The sequence below is a fragment of the Corynebacterium nasicanis genome, from assembly GCF_042658165.1.
Taxonomy (GTDB): Bacteria; Actinomycetota; Actinomycetes; order Mycobacteriales; family Mycobacteriaceae; genus Corynebacterium; species Corynebacterium nasicanis.
Map to the genome: position 1 here is coordinate 111,024 of NZ_JBHSQE010000003.1, position 16,908 is coordinate 127,931.

The window sequence follows — 16,908 nt, forward strand, 5'->3', positions numbered from 1 at the left end:
TTAGCTAAAACCCCCGCTACCCCCGCACACAATTTGGCCCCCCCGACCCATTGACGGCAGGCACTTTTCCAGGCACTCTGTGAGTCACGCCACCGATTACGGTGTTTAACGCCCGAAGGTGGATCCTCCTCCATCCCCCCGCCGGAGATCCGATCAGGAAGTCCGGCGATTTAAGACAGGAAAGTGAGTCCTCTCTATGACCACTACCGGCCAGGCACGTACTGCAGCTGAGATCCAGAAGGATTGGGACGAGAACCCCCGCTGGGAAGGTATCACCCGCGACTACACCGCAGAGCAGGTGGAGCAGCTCCAGGGCCACGTCATCGAGGAGCACACCCTCGCACGTCGCGGTGCTGAGATCCTTTGGGACAAGGTCTCCAAGCGCGACGGCTCCTACATCAACTCCCTCGGTGCCCTCACCGGCAACATGGCTGTCCAGCAGGCCCGCGCCGGCCTGCAGGCTGTCTACCTCTCCGGCTGGCAGGTCGCCGGTGACGCCAACCTCTCCGGCCACACCTACCCGGACCAGTCCCTGTACCCGGCCAACTCCGTGCCGAACGTCGTCCGCCGCATCAACAACGCTCTGCTGCGCGCCGACGAGATCGCCCGCGTCGAGGGCGACGACACCGTCGAGGATTGGCTGCTCCCGATCGTCGCTGACGGCGAGGCCGGCTTCGGTGGCGCCCTCAACGTCTACGAGCTCCAGAAGGCCATGATCGCCGCTGGCGCCGCTGGCACCCACTGGGAGGATCAGCTCGCTTCCGAGAAGAAGTGTGGCCACCTCGGCGGCAAGGTCCTCATCCCGACCCAGCAGCACATCCGCACCCTGACCTCCGCTCGCCTGGCTGCCGACGTCGCCAACACCCCGACCGTCGTCATCGCCCGTACCGACGCTGAGGCCGCAACCCTCATCACCTCCGACGTTGACGAGCGCGACAAGCCGTTCATCACCGGCGAGCGCACCGCTGAGGGCTTCTACAAGATCAAGAACGGCCTCGAGCCCTGCATCTCCCGTGCGAAGTCCTACGCTCCGTACGCTGACCTCATCTGGATGGAGACCGGCACCCCGGACCTCGAGCTCGCCAAGAAGTTCGCCGACGGCGTTCACGAGGAGTTCCCGGACCAGCTGCTGTCCTACAACTGCTCCCCGTCCTTCAACTGGTCCGCACACCTGGATGCCGACGAGATCGCCAAGTTCCAGAAGGAGCTGGGCGCGATGGGCTTCACCTTCCAGTTCATCACCCTGGCCGGCTTCCACGCCCTCAACTACGGCATGTTCGACCTGGCCTACGGCTACGCTCGCGAGGGCATGACCGCCTTCGTCGACCTGCAGAACCGCGAGTTCGCAGCAGCCGAGGAGCGCGGCTTCACCGCCGTCAAGCACCAGCGTGAGGTTGGTGCCGGCTACTTCGACACCATCGCCACCACCGTTGACCCGGAGTCCTCCACCACCGCCCTCAAGGGCTCCACCGAGGAGGGCCAGTTCCACTAGGAACTGACCTGAGCCACCGGCTCAACCAGGTGTAAACGCAAGCGGCGTGCCTCGTGAGAAATCACGGCGCACGCCGCTTCGTGCTTTCCGCGCTCCGCTCCGTCGAAATCGCCCCGTCGATACCGGTGCCCAGCAGTTGCCCGGAGCACTCCATTCGACCGTGTGAATTCGACGAGGCTGAGGCAGGCCCTGCCGCACCACCCCACCCCCAACGAAAGGCATAACCCCATGACCATCACCTTCATCCCCACCGCCGACCTGGTCGACATCATCGGCGAGGACGTCGTTCGCTCCTGCGACACCCAGTTCCAGAACTTCGGCGGCGTCACCGAGTACTGCGGCCCCATCACCACCATCAAGTGCTTCCAGGACAACGGCCTGGTGAAGCAGACCCTCAACAGCCCCGGCAACGGTGGCGTGCTGGTCGTCGACGGTGACTCCTCGGTGCACACCGCTCTCATGGGTGACATGATCGCCCAGGCCGGTGTCGACAACGGCTGGGCCGGCGTGGTCATCCTCGGTGCGATCCGTGACTCGGCGGTGGTCGGGGAGATGCAGTTCGGCACGAAGGCCCTGGGCACCAACCCGCGCAAGTCCGCCAAGGATGCCGCCGGTGAAAAGGACATCACCGTGAGCTTCGGCGGCGTGGACTTCGTTCCGGGGCACATCCTCTACGCGGATGCGGACGGCATCGTCGTCACCGAGGAGCCGGTGCAGGCCTAAGAGGCAGGATCGGCGAGGATGTCGCGGAGCACTTCCGCGATGTGCCTCGCCCTCGTGTCGGTGCCCTGCTCAATCTGGGTCCGGCAGGAGAATCCGTCGGCGACGACCGTTCCCTGGGTCTCCCGCACGCGGGGGAACAGTTCGCGCTCTCCGAGTTGGTAAGACATGTCGGCGTGTCCGTCCTCGAAGCCCCAGTTGCCGGCGAGGCCGCAGCAGCCGGTGGAGATCTGTTCTTCGGTGATACCGAGGGCGTCGAGAAGCTCCCGGGCGATCCCGGGGTGGCCGAGGGAACGCTCATGGCAGTGGACCTGCGTGAGAACGTGGAGGGGGGAGCGCGGGAGGGTGGCGCTCATCTCGGTGAGCCGCGGGCTGACCACCTCGGCGAAGGGCGTGATGAGTTCCGCCAGGCGCGCGACATCGGGGTCTGCGCTCAGTTCCGTTGCCTCGTGGGAGAGCATGACGGTGCAGGAGGGCTCGAGTCCGACGACCGTGAGTCCCTGGTCCAGATATGGGCGTAGCACGCGGGCGGAGCGTTCGAGCACCCGCCGGGCGGTGTTCAGCTGTCCGGTGGAATGCCAGGTCAACCCGCAGCAGACGAACTCTCGGGGGATGATTATCTGGAAGCCGAGCCGCTCCAGGACCTCCACGGCGGCGCGGGCGGGGCTGGTGTCCAAGGTGGCGTTGAAGGAGTCCGGCCACAGGACGACGGTGTCGCCGTCCCGGGCCCGGGCACGGCCAGCATCCCACTTCCGCAGTGATTGAGGGGCGAAGCGGATGAGGGGTCGGGCGGGGTCGAGGCCTCCCATGCGCGCCACGAGCCGGGACATCCCCGGCAGGTTGAGCAGGGTGTTGAGCAGCCGGGGCAGGCCCGGGATCCGGTGCAGGAGATGGCCGGCCAGGGGCAGCCACCCCATGACGTAGTGGGAGCGGGGGCGGAGTCTGCCCTGGTAGCGGTGGTGCAGCACCTCCGCCTTGTGGGTGGCCATGTCGACGTTGACGGGGCATTCGGAGGCGCACGCCTTGCACGACAGGCACAGGTCGAGGGCGTCGGCGGCGTCGGACACGGAGACTGTTTCGCCGCGGAACATCTCGGAGAGGATGCGTGCCCGTCCGCGGGTCGAGTGGACCTCGTCGCCGGTGAGCTGGAAGGTGGGGCACATGGCGTTGTCCATGGAGCGGCAGGCGGAGACGCCCACGCAGCGGTTGACGGCGTTGATGAGGCTGCCGTCGTCGCTGAAGCGGTGGACCGGGGTGATCGCCAGGGACCGTTGTCCCGCGTCCATCCGCAGTCCCTCGGTGACGGGGTCGGCCCACACGAGGACGCCCGGGTTGAAGAGGCGCTCCGCGTCGAAGATGAGCTTGAACTGCTCGAACAGGGCGCGCATGGCGGGGGAGTACATGTGGCCGAGCAGCGCTGAGCGGGCGCGGCCGTCGCCGTGTTCCCCGGACAGGGAGCCGCCGTAGGAGCTGACGAGGGTGGCGGCCTCCTCCATGAAGCGGTGGAAGGTGGCCACGCCTTTCTGCGTGGCGAAGTCGAAACTGATGCGCACGTGGACGCACCCTTCCCCGAAGTGCCCGAAGGGAATGCCGCGGAGCCCGTGGCGGGCCATGAGGGCGTAGAGGTCGCGGAGGTAGTCCGCCAGATGCTCGGGGGGTACGGCGGAGTCCTCCCAGTTGGGCCAGGCCTCGCTGCCGTCGGGAAGCCGGGTCACCAGGCCGGCGGCGGCCTCCCGAATGGACCACAGCGCGCGGACGCGGGCGGGATCCTCGACGATGACGGCGTCGGTGGGGGAGGTGCGGGCGATGACATCCGCGGCCAGCGCCCGCGCCTCCTCCGGGGTGGCGCCCCCGGTCTCGCAGTAGAGCCAGCCGCCCGCGGCGGTGCCCCCGGGGAGCTCCCGGCCAGCGTTTTCCTGGCCGTGGCGGGTACGGAGGGCGTCGAGAAGATCGCCTCCCATGCCCTCGATGGTGCCCACCCCGGGGAGCCGGGCGTGGACGGCGGCGCGCGCGGCGTCGAACACCGAGTCAAAGGAGAGGACCGCCAGCGCGGTGTGCGCGGGCTGGGTCACCAGCCGCACGGTGAGCCGCGTGATGATGCCCAAGGTGCCCTCGCTGCCGGCGACGGCCTGGGCCATGTTCGACGCCAGATAGTGCAGCCCGTATCCCGAGACCTGCCGGGGGAAACGCCCGAGCTCGGCGGCGATGAGCTCGGCGTTCTCCGCCTGCAGCGCGGTGAGTGCGTGATGAAGGTCCGGATCGGAGCAGCCCTGCTCGGTGATGAGGACCTCGCGGCCGTCGGCAAGCATGAGCGTGACGTCCACGAGGTTGTCCGCGGCGGTGCCGTAGGCGACGGAATGGGAGCCACAGGCGTTGTTCGCCACCATGCCGCCGACGGTGCAGCGGGAGTGGGTGGAGGGATCGGGGCCGTAGGTCAGCCCGTGGAGGGCGGCGGCCGCGCGCAGCTGATCGCAGACGACGCCCGGTTCGATGACCGCCGTGCGCGCCGCGGGATCGATGCTGATGATCCGATTGAAGTGGCGGGAGGTGTCGATGATGAGCCCGTCACCGATGGCGTTGCCCGCGACAGAGGAACCCCCGCCCCGGGCCACCACTGGCCAGCCGCGTTCTCGCGCGAAAGCCAGCGCGTCCCGGATGTCGTCGACGGTGCGGGGTTCCTGCACGGCGGCGGGCACCCGCCGGTAGATGGAGGCATCCGAGGAATAGGCCGCCCGGGTGGGCATGTCGGTGCGCAGATTTCGGGGCACGGACGTGGTGCGCGACGGGGGCGTCATGCGTGTCTACCTCCAGGTCTCAGGGGCGGGGGTCAGCGGACGCGCTGCTCGGAGGGCTCGCCGAGCAGGGGCGCTCGTTCATGCTTATCGACGATCGGGATGAGGCCCTGGCGTGCTGCCTGGCGATAGCCCTCCACCTCCCGCTTCAGCGGCCCGGCGAGGAGATAGATGCCGAGCAGGTTCGGGATGGCGACGAGGAAGAACATGGCGTCGGAGAAGCGGACGACGGTCTCCAGCGACACTGCCGCACCGACGACCACCATAACCAGGTAGAGCACGTTGTAACCCATCTCTGCGGTGCGGCTGCCGTTGAACAGGTAACCCGCAGCCTTCTGTCCATAGTAGGAGTAGCTGAGGATGGTGGAGAAGGCGAAGAGGATGATGCACACCGAGAGCAGGAGCGGGAACAGTGCGTGGACCGTGGAGAAGGCGTTCGAGGTGAGGACGACACCATTGGCCTCGGTGTTGAGGTACTGGCCGGTGACGATGATGGCGAGCGCGGTCATGGTGCACACGATGACCGAGTCGATGAACGGCTCCCAGGCCGCCACGAGTCCTTCCTCCGTGGGACGACGGTTCTTGCTCACCGAGTGCGCGAGCCCGGCGGTGCCGACGCCGGCGACGTTGGAGAACAGCGCGCGCTGGATACCGATGATGGCCACGCCGACGATGCCGCCCGACACACCCTCCGGGTTGAAGGCGCCGGTGACGATGAGGGCGAAGGCGGAGGGCACGGCTTCGATGTTGACCGCGAGGATGATGATGACGCACAGCGCGTAGAGGCTCGACATCGCCGGGACCATGCGGCTGGTCCACTTGGCGATGGTCTTGATGCCGCCGATGATCACCAGGCCGGTGACGACCGCGAGCACCAGGCCGATGATCCACGTGCGACCGGCGAAGATGCTGGCGTCGCCGCCCGTGGAGTCCACGATGTGGGCTGCCAGCTGGTTCGACTGGAAGATGTTTCCTGCCCCCAGGGAGGCGAACATGAAGCAGAAGGCGTAGACGAAGGCGAGGGAGGAGCCCAGCTTCGGGCGTCCGATCGAGGCCAGTCCGTCCTTGAGGTAGTACATGGGGCCGCCGGAGACCTTGCCGTTGGCGTCGATGCGGCGGTACATCTGGGAGAGGGTGGCCTCGGCGAGCTTGACGGCCATGCCCAGAATGCCGGCGATGATGATCCACAGCGCGGCTCCGGGACCGCCGATGGAGATGGCGACGGCGACACCGGCGATGTTGCCGAGCCCGATGGTGCCGGAGAGCTCGGTGGCCAGCGCCTGGAATGAGGTCACCTCCCCCGGATCCGAGCGCCGAGTGAGCTGGCCGCGGATGACGCGGGCGGTCTGTACGGCGTCCCCGATGGGGCGGACGCGGAGGTAGAAGGTGAGGAACACCCCCGCGGCGAACAGCCACAGAACGACCAGGGGTATCTGGGCGCCGGCGAGGGGCACGGAGTAGAAGACCAGGGTCTCCAGGAGGTCGACGGCGGGGCCGAATACTTTCTGGATGGTTCCGTCGATGGAACCTGACTGTGCGAGGATCGTGGGGTTCAAGGGAGCTCCTTCTGATTCGTCCGTGGAGGACGCGGCGAGGGCAAAGGCGAGGTTAGCGAGTGATGTGGCCCGAAAAGCACCAAGGAATGTGACCTGGGGCTCACTATAGGTTATATATAACCGCTAAGGCCAGGGTTTGGTTGAAAACAATTCTGGATAATTGGCGGCGCGGCCATAGGGGTAACTGCCGGAACGGGTGGCGTACCCGCTATACTCCCGGGAAAACCTCAAGGTGAGGGGAGGAGGGGCGAGATGGTTGACGGAGGCCGCGCGATGGGCGACCTGGAGACTGTGCGTCTGTCCAAGAGGACCCTCAAGGATTCTGCGGAGGCCCTCATTCGGCGGGCGCTGCTGGACGGGGTGATGAAGCCGGGAGAGGTGTACTCGGCCAATTCGCTCGCCCGGACGCTGGAGATCTCCAATAGCCCCGTCCGCGAGGCAATGATGACCCTCGCCGAGAGGGGGCTGCTCGAACTCGTGCGTAACCGGGGGTTCCGCGTTGTCGAGATGACCCTCGAGGACCGCCTGGAGGTCTACGAGCTGCGTCGCCTCATCGAGGTCGAGGCCGTGCGTAGGGTGGCTGGCCTGCGACTTTCTGAATCCGTGGCCACTGAACTGCGGCGGCTGGCGGACATGACCATCGTCGCCTTCGGCGAAGGTGGGGAGGGGTTGATCTCGGAGTATCTGGAGGCGGATCACCAGTTCCACATGTACATCGTCGACCTGCTGGGCAACCGGCGCTGGAGTGACATGGTCGAGCGGCTGCGGGATCAGTCGCGAATCAACGGCTTCTACATGCACCTGCGCGAAGCCGGCATGGTGAAGCGGACGGCCGAGGAGCACCTGGCGCTCGCCGACGCCATCATCTCCCGCGATGTCCAACGTGCCGCCGAAGTGATGGACCGCCATCTCGAGTATGCGCGGCCGGTGCCGCCGGCCGAGTAGGCGCAGCACCGGAATCTGGGCGCAGCCCCCACGAGCAGCACTGCTGGTGGGGGCTTTGTGATGGGCGAGGGTCGGGTTGATTTCAGAGAATCTCTGGCAAAAGTGCCCTGCGTCACTTATGGTTATCGATAACCGCTAAGCGGTTAGAGAATTTCTTCGCGAAAGGAGGGAAGACTGTGGCTCACATCATGGTCCCACTGGACCTCACCTACTCGGCATCACAACCTGAGGCGGCTGAGGTTGTCATCATCGGCGGTGGAGTGATGGGCATGAGCGTCGCCTGGCACCTCGCCGCACGCGGCGTCAGGAACATCGTCGTCGTAGAGCAGGCCACCCTCGGCAGCGGATCCTCCGCCAAGCCGCTGGGAGGGATCCGGGCGAATTTCTCGGATCCCGGGAATGTTGTCCTGGGGAAGCGCTCGCTGGACGCCTATCGGCGCTTCTCCCGCGACTTCGGCGTCGACATCGAACTCAGTCGCGTCGGCTACCTGTTCCTGGCCCGCACCGACGAGGAGCTCGATCAGCTGCATTCCTCCGCCGTGACGCAGGCGGCGTTGGGAATCCGCACCCACATCCTCACCCCTGCGGAGGCCGTGGAGCTCAACCCCTTCCTCGAGGCCTCCTCCTTGACCGGGGCCTCCTTCACGCCCGATGACGGCCACGCGGCGCCCGCCAAGGTGGTGGAGGGCTACACCCGGGCCTGCCTCGATCTCGGAGTGTGCATCCTGGAACGCACTCAGGTCCTCGACATTCAGCGCAGTGCGGACACCATCACGGAGGTCATCACCAATCGGGGTGGAATCCGCACCAACTCCGTCATCTGCGCGGCAGGTGCCTGGAGTGCCGGTATCGGCGACATGGTCGGGGTGCAGCTTCCGGTGGAGCCCGTCCGCCGGATGATCGGCCTCACCAGGCAGATGTCCGCCCCTCACCCGACGGTCCCCTTCACCCTGGACCTGTCCACCACCATGTACTTCCATAATTTCCGCAACGGCCTCCTCGTCGGGATCTCCCATCTGGAGAAGTCTGAATTCTGCCGGGAGTACTCCTACGAGTGGCTGCGGGAGTTCAATGCGGCGGCGTCGATATGCGCCCCCGCCCTGGAGAATCCCGATCTGCAGGCCGGCTGGGCGGGCTACTACGAGAACACGCCCGACCACAACGCCCTCATCGGCGAGGCCTGTGACCTGCCCGGCTTCTACTACCTCACCGGCTTTTCCGGCCACGGCTTCCTCCAGGCCCCGGCTGCGGGGGAGCTGCTGGCCGACATCTACCAGGGCCGCGAGTCCTTCATGGATCCCCGCCCCTTCTCCGTCGAGCGTTTTGCGGAGGCAGGCTCCTGTCTCCGTGAAGTGAACATCATCTAGGAAAGGCACACATCATGGTTTTCCAACCCACATGGGAGCTGCGGCGTGACTTCGCCGCAGAACTGTCACGCATGTACGGCACCGAGGTCCCCGCCTACGACACCCTGGTGGAGGTCTCCACCTCCGTCAACTCTGATTTCGTGGCCGCGCAGGGCGCGGATGCGGAGCGGCTCGGTTCCATTGAGCGAGTCACCGCCGAGCGGCACGGGGCCATCCGGGTCGGCTCCCCGCGGGAGCTGGCGCAGGCGGCGCGGGTGTTCGCCGCCTTCGGAATGTTCCCGGTCGGCTTCTACGACCTGCGGGAAGCTGCGAAGTCTTCCGTTCCGGTCGTCTCCACCGCATTCCGCCCCGTCGACGCCGAAGAGTTGGCGCGTAACCCCTTCCGCGTGTTCACCTCGATGCTCACCACCGATGACCCGCGCTTCTTCTCCGCCGATCTGCAGGAGGAACTCCAGGAGTTCATCTCCTCGCGGGTGCTTTTCGACGAGCCGCTCCTCGCCCTCGCCGATCGAGCGTCAAGGGACGGCGGCCTGGAGGACCGTTTCGCCCGCCGGCTCGTCGACATGGCCACCGCCGCCTTCGAGTTGACCGAGACACCCGTGGACCATGCCTGGTACCGACGTCTGGAGGAGATCTCGGCCGTGGCGGCCGACATCGGCGGGGTGCCCAGCACCCACATCAACCACCTGACCCCCCGGGTCCTCGATATCGATGACCTCTATCACCGGATGGAGGAGAGGGGCATCGCCATGATCGACGAGGTGCAGGGGCCGCCGGCCTGGGAAGGCCCGGACATCCTCCTCCGGCAGACCTCCTTCCGCGCTCTCGAGGAAAAGCGTGTCTTCCGTTTCGAGGACGGCACCGTCGGCGAAGGCTCGCTGCGCGTGCGGTTCGGGGAAGTGGAGCAGCGCGGCATCGCTCTCACCCCGCAGGGCCGGGAGCTCTACGACCACATGCTGGCGGAGACCGACCGCCGGCTGGCCGCCGGAGAAGGCGGGGGAGTGCGCACCGTCGTCGCGGAACTCGTGTGGCGGGAGAATCTGCCCGACACGGAGGAGGGGCTGCGGCGCGCCGGGCTGGCCTATTTCACGTACTCCGTGAGCGCGCCGGCGGTGGGGGAGACACCCACTGACCTGGATTCCCTCATCGCCCACGGTGTCGTCAAGGCCACCCCGATCGTCTACGAGGACTTCCTGCCGCGATCCGCCGCCGGAATCTTCCAGTCGAACCTCACCGACGAAGGCACGCGGGACAACGCTCAGCAGGGCACCGACTACAGCCTGGAGACACTCTCCGAGATCATCGGGCACCCCATCGCCGATCCCTATGAGCTCTACGCGCGCCAGGAGGCGGCGTCCCTGCATCAGCTCGAGATCGACCTCGGCCATCCCGTCCACATCGAAGCCACCATCAACTCTTAATTAAGGAGCACATCATGACCGTCAGCACCATCACCCAGCTGCAGGACCGCGTTCTCGCCGCCCTCGAGGCCTGCGGCGTACCCACCCCGGACGGGTCCGGAGAACTGCTCACCCGCTCGCCGCTCACCGGCGAGGCCCTGGTCCCCCTCACCCGCACCACGCTGGCGGAGGCCGAGGATGCGGTGGCGCGCGCCCACGAGGCATTCCTCGAGTGGCGGGACGTGCCCGCCCCCGAGCGCGGCCGCGTGGTGAAGCGGTGGGGAGAGCTGCTCACCGAGCACAAGCGGGACCTCGCGATCCTCGTCCAGGCGGAGGCAGGCAAGTCCATGTCCGAGGCGGAGGGCGAGGTGCAGGAGATGATCGACATCTGCGACTTCGCCGTCGGACAGTCCCGCATGCTCTACGGCAAGACCATGCCCTCCGAGCGCCCCGGGCACCGACTCATGGAGACCTGGCACCCGCTGGGTGTCGTCGGCGTCATCTCCGCGTTCAACTTCCCCGTCGCGGTGTACTCGTGGAACACCGCACTCGCGCTGGTCTGCGGCGACACCGTGGTGTGGAAGCCCTCGGAGATGTGCGCCCTCAGCGCGCTCGGGGCGCATCAGCTGCTGGCGCGGGCCGTGGCGGAGTCCGGAGCGCCGGAGGACATCCACCAGCTCGTGTTGGCGGGCCGCGACGTCGGCGCCATCCTCGTGGAGGACCCCCGCGTCGCCTTGGTCTCGGCCACCGGATCCACCCGCATGGGTCGGGAAATCGGCCCGCAGGTGGCCCAGCGTTTCGGGCGCTGCCTGCTGGAACTGGGCGGAAACAACGCCGCCATCGTCACCCCGAGCGCGGATCTTGATCTCGCCCTGCGGGGAATCGTCTTCGCCGCGGCCGGCACGGCCGGGCAGCGTTGCACCACGATGCGCCGCCTCATCGTGCACGAGTCGGTCGTCGATACGCTCACGGAGCGTCTCGTCGCGGCCTATCGCACCCTCACCATCGGCGACCCGCGCGATGAGTCGGTCCTCGTCGGCCCGCTGATCAACGAGGGTTCGTACCGCGCCATGGTGGATGCCATCGAGGCCGCCGTCGCCCAGGGCGGCGAGGTGCTGGTCGGGGGGAACCGAGTTCTCGCCGCGGAGATGCCGGACGCCTACTACATGGAACCCACCATCATCCGTATGCCGACCCAGTCGGAGGTCGTGCGGGAGGAGACGTTCGCCCCGATCCTCTACGTCATGACGTACTCGGATCTCGACGAGGCCATCACCCTCCACAACGACGTCCCGCAGGGCCTGTCCTCCGCGATCTTCACCACCGACCAGGCCGAAGCCGAGATCTTCCTGTCGGGCGCGGGTTCAGACTGCGGTATCGCCAACGTCAACATCGGCACTTCCGGGGCCGAGATCGGCGGTGCCTTCGGAGGCGAGAAGGAGACCGGTGGCGGACGCGAATCCGGCTCCGACTCCTGGCAGACCTACATGCGCCGTGCCACCAACACCATCAACTACTCGGGCCAGCTGCCCCTGGCGCAGGGGGTGAAGTTCCTGTGACGACGAACCTTTTCGACCTCATGGATGAGTGGGGGCCCGAGAAGATCGTGGCGGTGAGCGACAGCCGCCTCGGAATGAAGGGGGTCCTGGTCATCGACAACACCGCGCGCGGGATCGGGAAGGGCGGAACACGCATGCAGCCGGGCGTGTCTGTTCCCGAAATCGCCCGTCTGGCACGCGTGATGACATGGAAGTGGGCCGCAGTCGACCTCTTCTACGGCGGCGCCAAGGCCGGCATTCAGTTTGATCCGGCGTCACCTCACAAGGAGGCGGCACTGCGTTCCTTTGTCCGCCGCCTGCGGAATGAGGTGCCGGAGGAGTACGTCTTCGGGCTCGACATGGGCCTCAATGAGATGGATGCCGCGATCATCAACGATGAACTCGGCCGAGGTTGCGCGGTGGGCACCCCTTATGAACTCAACGGCATTCCCTACGACAAGCTCGGCGTCACAGGGTTCGGTGTCGCCGAGGTCGTCGACGAGGTGGCAACCTTGCGGGGATTGAGCGGTTCGCGGGTGGCCGTCCAGGGCTTCGGCGCCGTGGGCCACGCCGTTGCCGCGCGGCTGCACGATCTCGGGTACACGGTCGTGGCGGTCTCCACGGCCCGCGGGGCGTTGCACGATGATGCCGGGCTCGACGTGCCCGAACTTTTGAGACTGCGCGAGGAACACGGCGATGACCTGGTCTTCCACGCCGACGGGACCGTCATCGACCCCGGGACGGAGTTGTTCGTGGACGCCGAGATCGTCGTCCCCGCCGCGCTGCAGGACGTCATCGACGGCGACAGCGCGCAGCGGATCACCGCTTCTCTCGTGGTGGAGGGTGCGAACCTGCCGACCGACGCGGCCGCTCAGGACATCCTCCATGAACGCGGGGTGCTGGTGGTCCCGGACTTCATCGCCAACGCCGGCGGAGTGGTGAGCGCCGCCTTCGCCATGGAGCATCGCTTCTCCCCCTTCCGTCCGCCGACCGATGAGATCTTCACCATGGTCTCGGAGAAGCTGCGCTCCAACGCCCACGAGGTCCTCGCGGAGTCGGCGCACAGCGGTCGCAACACCCATGAAGCGGCCCGCCATCTCGCCCAGCAGCGGGTGCGGGATGCCATGGCATTGCGCGGAGGAGTCCCGAGCTACGCCTCAGTGTGATGCATCCCCGCTAGACGATACGGAAAAGTAGCGCTACTATTGGGTAGCATGACAACGCGCACCGTAGAGTCCCCGCCCACGTTCACCTGGCGCACCCCCGATGTGTTCAACATCGTGCTCGGTGTGATCATGCTGCTCGCCCCCGTGTGGATGCCCGAGGGGCATCCCGCGTGGCAGATCCCGCTCGGCATCTTCACCATCGTCGTCGGCCTGTGGGCCGTGGTCACGGGGTCCGCGGTCGGGGTGGAGAAGGTGATGGTCGCGGTGGCGATCGCCACCTTCTTCTCCCCGTTCCTCGGCCTCTACGGCAACACCCTGGCCACCTGGCACGCCTGGTTCAGCGGGGTGCTCATCTTTGCCACGGCGATGCTCGCCATTGATGTGGCGGGGCGTCGCTAATCTCGACACCATGACCACCGCCCGCAGAATGATCCGCCGCGCCGCCACCGACGAGAAGATCGCCGACGGCGTCCTGGCGATCATCCGGCGGGAGGGGTTGGGCGCGGTGACGATCGATGCGGTGGTGGCGGAGACCGGCGTGGCCAAGACCACCATCTACCGCCGTTACGCGGATCGCACAGAACTGCTCCGTGGGGTGGCGACCTCCCTCACCCCGCCGCCGGAGCGCACGCACGCGCACACCGCCGCGGGGATGCGGGAGCTGGTGGAGGACATCCGCACCGTCTTCGAGGAGCGGGTCGGCCTGGCGGCGGTGGGCACGATCATGGCGGAACCCGGGGCCGATGTGGAGGCGTGGCGGGAGGGCCTGGTCACCCCGCTCGCCGAGCGGTTGGGGGAGTACCTGGAGGGGGGCGTCGAGAAGCAGGTGTTCGGGGCCGGTTACAACCTGGACCTCATCATCGACCTGGTGATCGGGGGCCTGTTCATCGCCGATACACGCCACGGCGAGGTGCCGCCCACGTGGACCTCCGACCTCGCGGGGCTCCTGTGGGGGCACCTGAGCGGCTAAGACAGCCGCACCACCGCGAAGGCCCGGCGGACCAGATCCTCCGCAGCCGCCGCGTCCCGCGGCTCCGGCAGGGCGACGTAGTGCTCGAGGGCGGTCTGGGCGACTGCGGCAGCGGCGCGGACGGCCACCTCCGCTGCGAAACAATCGAGGTGGGGCGTGCGGGAGTGCAGCCCCTCGAACAGGGGCCGCAGCTGTGCGTCCAGCTCGTGGACCGCCGCCGCGCCGCGCATGGTCAGCAACAGGTCAGAGACGCGGAACAGGGTGGCGAAGGAATCCAGATGCGTATCGACGCCCCCGTCCCCCCGCAGTCCGTCAAGAATCACCCATTCGACTGCGTCGAAAAGCCCGGCCTCGGCGGGGGCCTCCCGCAGGCGGTCCAGGAGCGCGCTGACGCGGGTGACCATGAACTCCACGAGGGCCTCGTCCATGGCAGCAAAGTAGTTGTGGAAGGTGCGCGTGGACACGCCCGCGGCCGCGGAGACGGCAGCGACGGTCAGCTCCTCGGCGCCGTGATCCAGGGCCAGGCGGGCGGCCGCGCGGGAGATCTCCGCGCGGGTCGCGGCCTTCTTCGACTCACGCAGTCCGGACATCGCGCAGCCCTTCGCCCTCGAAGTCGACGGTCGGCAGGAGGCGGTCGAGCCAGCGGGGGATCCACCAGGCGCGCTCGTCGAGCAGGAACATCGTCGCCGGGATGATCATCATGCGCACGACGAAGGCGTCGAGGGCCACGGCGACAGCCAGCGCGAAGCCCATCGTCTTGATGAACACCATGTCCTGCGCCATGAACGCCGCGAACACGGAGATCATGATGAGCGCCGCCGCGGTGACCACGCGCGCGCCGTGCTTGAAGCCGTTGGATGTGGCGTTACCGGCGGTCTTGCCGTGCGTCCACCCTTCGCGCATGCGGGTGACCAGGAAGACCTGGTAGTCCATGGCGAGGCCGAAGACGAGCCCGATGAGCATGATCGGCAGGAAACTGAGCAGCGGTTGCGGGTCGCCGATGATGCCCAGCCACCCCTCCTGGAAGATCGCGACAGTGATGCCGAAGGTCGCGGCGACGGAGAGCCCGAAGCCGAGCGCGGCGATGAGCGGCACCCAGATCGAGCGGAAGACGAGCAGCAGCACGAGGAACGCGAGCGCCAGGACAATGCCGATGTAGGGGAGCAGCACGCTCTGCAGACGCGTGGAGATGTCATCGAAGATGGCGCTGGCGCCGGTGATGCCGAACGGCACTCCGAGATCCGTCCCGCGCAGCGCCTGCAGCGTCTCCGTGGCGCGCGGGTGCGTTGCCCCGAACTGCGGGGTGATGAGGACCTGCGCTGCGCCGAAGTCCTCGGTCGTGCCGATGGCCTGCGCGTTGACGACGCCGTCCGTCGACAGCAGCTTCTCGACGCCCGCGCCCATCACCGCCGGCCGCTCCTGCGGCTCGACCTCGGCGAGGTCGAGCAGGGCGATGAGGGGTGCGTCCCGGCCCGGCCCGAAAGCGTCCGCCGTGATCTCGTGGGCGATGCGCGGCGGGGTGCCCGGGGTGGCGCTGCCGTCGGTGGGCATGGCCAGTCGCATGTTCGCCGCCGGAATGGCCAGCAGGCCGAGGAGGAGCACGCCGACGAGCAGGTGGGCGACGGGGCGCTGGCGCACGCGGCGGACCCACCGCAGGCCCATCGTCGGGTGATCGTCCTCCGGGTCCGGGGCCGTGACTCCGGGCACGCGGGTGGCGAACACCCGGGTCCCGAGCAGGCCGACGAGCGCCGGCAGGAACGTCAGCGCGATGAGCACCGCGAGGGCCACGGTGGCGGCGGCGCCGAGCGCCATGGCGGTGAGGAAGGGGATGTTGATGATGGACAGCGCCGCCAGTGCGATGAGCACCGTGAGGCCCGCGAAGATGACGGCGGAGCCGGCGGTTCCCACGGCCATACCCATGGCGTGGGCGCGGGTCTCGCGGTCCATGCTGCGCAGCCGCTGCGCCAGATCCTTCGGCTCCAGGTCATTCGCGCCGGTAGCCTTGATGAGCTCGGTGCGGAATCGGGAGACGATGAACAGGGCGTAATCGATGCCCACCGCCAGGCCGATCATCGTGGCCAGGACCGGGGTCATGTCGGAGATGTCATCGCTGACGGCGGTGGTCAGCTGAATGCCGAGGAACCCGATGGCCACGCCGATGATGGCGGAGATGAGCGGCATGCCCGCCGCCACGATGGAACCGAAGGTGATGATGAGCACCAGCGCCGCCACTCCCAGTCCGATGATCTCCGAGGTCATGTTGATCTCGCCGGAGGTCGCACCGAAGGTGTTGCCGTTGTACATGACGGTGAGCTCACCCTCGTTGTAGCGGTCGAGGATGTCGGTGATCGTCGCGATGTCCTGGGCGGGCACGTCCATCATGGAGGCTTCGTCGAAGCGCACGGTGACGAGGCCGGTCGTCTCGTCCCGGCTCAGCGGACTGACGGTGGCGAGGTCAGCCTCAATCTTCTCCGGAGGCATGCCCTGGGCCTCCATCTCGGGCGCCATCTGCGCCCGGATGCCCTGGGCCGCCATGACCGGGTCGACGATTGCTTCCGGGTTGCTCATGAGTCCGCTGCTGCGGACTTCTGCGAGCATCTCGTCGACCTCGGCGCTGACGTCCGGGTCGCTGAGGGTGGTGCCCTCCGGGGCCCGGATGACGATGGTGCCGGTGGGGGCGTTCGTCGGGTCCTCCGCGGCGGGAAACAGCTCCTGCATCTTCTCCATGGTGACCACGGAATCGAGACCCGGAATGGTGAACGTCGAGGAAGGCTTCTGCGCGAAGGCGCCCGCGAGACCGCCGACCGCGAGCAACAGGATGAGCCAGAAGGCCAGAAAGGGCCAGGACCTGCGGTAGGCGGTGCTACCCAGGCGGTAGAGGAAGGATGCCATGCCCTCAGGCTAGAAAAACGTGCATTAAGAATGCAAGTTTGCGTTTGGGGTGCATACTTCCTGGTAGGCC

General features: G+C 67.3%; 13 protein-coding genes. 9 read left to right on the top strand and 4 right to left on the bottom strand.

The window, feature by feature from the left end; all coding sequences use genetic code 11:
• Positions 1 to 196 precede the first annotated feature (196 nt).
• Together aceA and rraA are read left to right on the top strand one after the other, a co-directional pair.
• A complete protein-coding gene (gene aceA, locus ACFPUZ_RS05135) occupies positions 197 to 1,492 on the top strand; it encodes an isocitrate lyase (RefSeq protein WP_377000539.1) in 1,296 nt (431 codons plus the stop codon).
• Between the two features lie 228 nt (positions 1,493 to 1,720).
• Complete coding sequence (rraA, locus tag ACFPUZ_RS05140) at positions 1,721 to 2,215, top strand: ribonuclease E activity regulator RraA (protein ID WP_377000541.1); 495 nt, start codon at positions 1,721 to 1,723, stop codon at positions 2,213 to 2,215.
• Here the strand turns inward: rraA and ACFPUZ_RS05145 are convergent.
• Both ACFPUZ_RS05145 and ACFPUZ_RS05150 read right to left on the bottom strand, forming a co-directional pair.
• Positions 2,212 to 5,007 (bottom strand): FAD-binding and (Fe-S)-binding domain-containing protein, encoded by a 2,796-nt coding sequence (locus tag ACFPUZ_RS05145; protein ID WP_377000543.1) that lies wholly within the window; start codon positions 5,005 to 5,007, stop codon positions 2,212 to 2,214. The genes rraA and ACFPUZ_RS05145 overlap by 4 nt on opposite strands.
• Positions 5,008 to 5,039: 32 nt before the next feature.
• Positions 5,040 to 6,560, bottom strand: a complete 1,521-nt coding sequence (locus ACFPUZ_RS05150; RefSeq protein WP_377000545.1) for an alanine/glycine:cation symporter family protein — start codon at positions 6,558 to 6,560, stop codon at positions 5,040 to 5,042.
• A gap of 252 nt (positions 6,561 to 6,812) precedes the next feature.
• On the opposite strand from ACFPUZ_RS05150, the gene ACFPUZ_RS05155 reads away from it, so the two are divergent.
• The 7 genes from ACFPUZ_RS05155 (at position 6,813) to ACFPUZ_RS05185 (ending at position 13,946) form a co-directional block, all read left to right on the top strand.
• A complete protein-coding gene (locus ACFPUZ_RS05155) occupies positions 6,813 to 7,505 on the top strand; it encodes a GntR family transcriptional regulator (RefSeq protein WP_377000547.1) in 693 nt (230 codons plus the stop codon).
• 176 nt (positions 7,506 to 7,681) lie between these two features.
• Positions 7,682 to 8,872 (top strand): NAD(P)/FAD-dependent oxidoreductase, encoded by a 1,191-nt coding sequence (locus tag ACFPUZ_RS05160; RefSeq protein WP_377000549.1) that lies wholly within the window; start codon positions 7,682 to 7,684, stop codon positions 8,870 to 8,872.
• Between the two features lie 14 nt (positions 8,873 to 8,886).
• Positions 8,887 to 10,293 (top strand): 2-oxoadipate dioxygenase/decarboxylase, encoded by a 1,407-nt coding sequence (gene hglS, locus ACFPUZ_RS05165; RefSeq protein ID WP_377000551.1) that lies wholly within the window; start codon positions 8,887 to 8,889, stop codon positions 10,291 to 10,293.
• A gap of 14 nt (positions 10,294 to 10,307) precedes the next feature.
• Entirely contained in the window at positions 10,308 to 11,831 is a 1,524-nt protein-coding gene (gene amaB, locus ACFPUZ_RS05170) for an L-piperidine-6-carboxylate dehydrogenase (RefSeq protein ID WP_377000553.1), read from the top strand.
• Between the two features lie 20 nt (positions 11,832 to 11,851).
• A complete protein-coding gene (locus ACFPUZ_RS05175) occupies positions 11,852 to 12,976 on the top strand; it encodes a Glu/Leu/Phe/Val family dehydrogenase (RefSeq protein ID WP_377000946.1) in 1,125 nt (374 codons plus the stop codon).
• Between the two features lie 48 nt (positions 12,977 to 13,024).
• On the top strand, positions 13,025 to 13,375 hold the full coding sequence (locus tag ACFPUZ_RS05180; RefSeq protein ID WP_377000555.1) for a hypothetical protein: 351 nt from the start codon (positions 13,025 to 13,027) through the stop codon (positions 13,373 to 13,375).
• A gap of 10 nt (positions 13,376 to 13,385) precedes the next feature.
• A complete protein-coding gene (locus ACFPUZ_RS05185) occupies positions 13,386 to 13,946 on the top strand; it encodes a TetR/AcrR family transcriptional regulator (protein ID WP_377000557.1) in 561 nt (186 codons plus the stop codon).
• Here the strand turns inward: ACFPUZ_RS05185 and ACFPUZ_RS05190 are convergent.
• Entirely contained in the window at positions 13,943 to 14,536 is a 594-nt protein-coding gene (locus ACFPUZ_RS05190) for a TetR family transcriptional regulator (protein WP_377000559.1), read from the bottom strand. The genes ACFPUZ_RS05185 and ACFPUZ_RS05190 overlap by 4 nt on opposite strands.
• Entirely contained in the window at positions 14,520 to 16,838 is a 2,319-nt protein-coding gene (locus ACFPUZ_RS05195; protein WP_377000561.1) for an MMPL family transporter, read from the bottom strand. The genes ACFPUZ_RS05190 and ACFPUZ_RS05195 overlap by 17 nt, the downstream gene beginning before the upstream one ends.
• Positions 16,839 to 16,908: the final 70 nt, after the last annotated feature.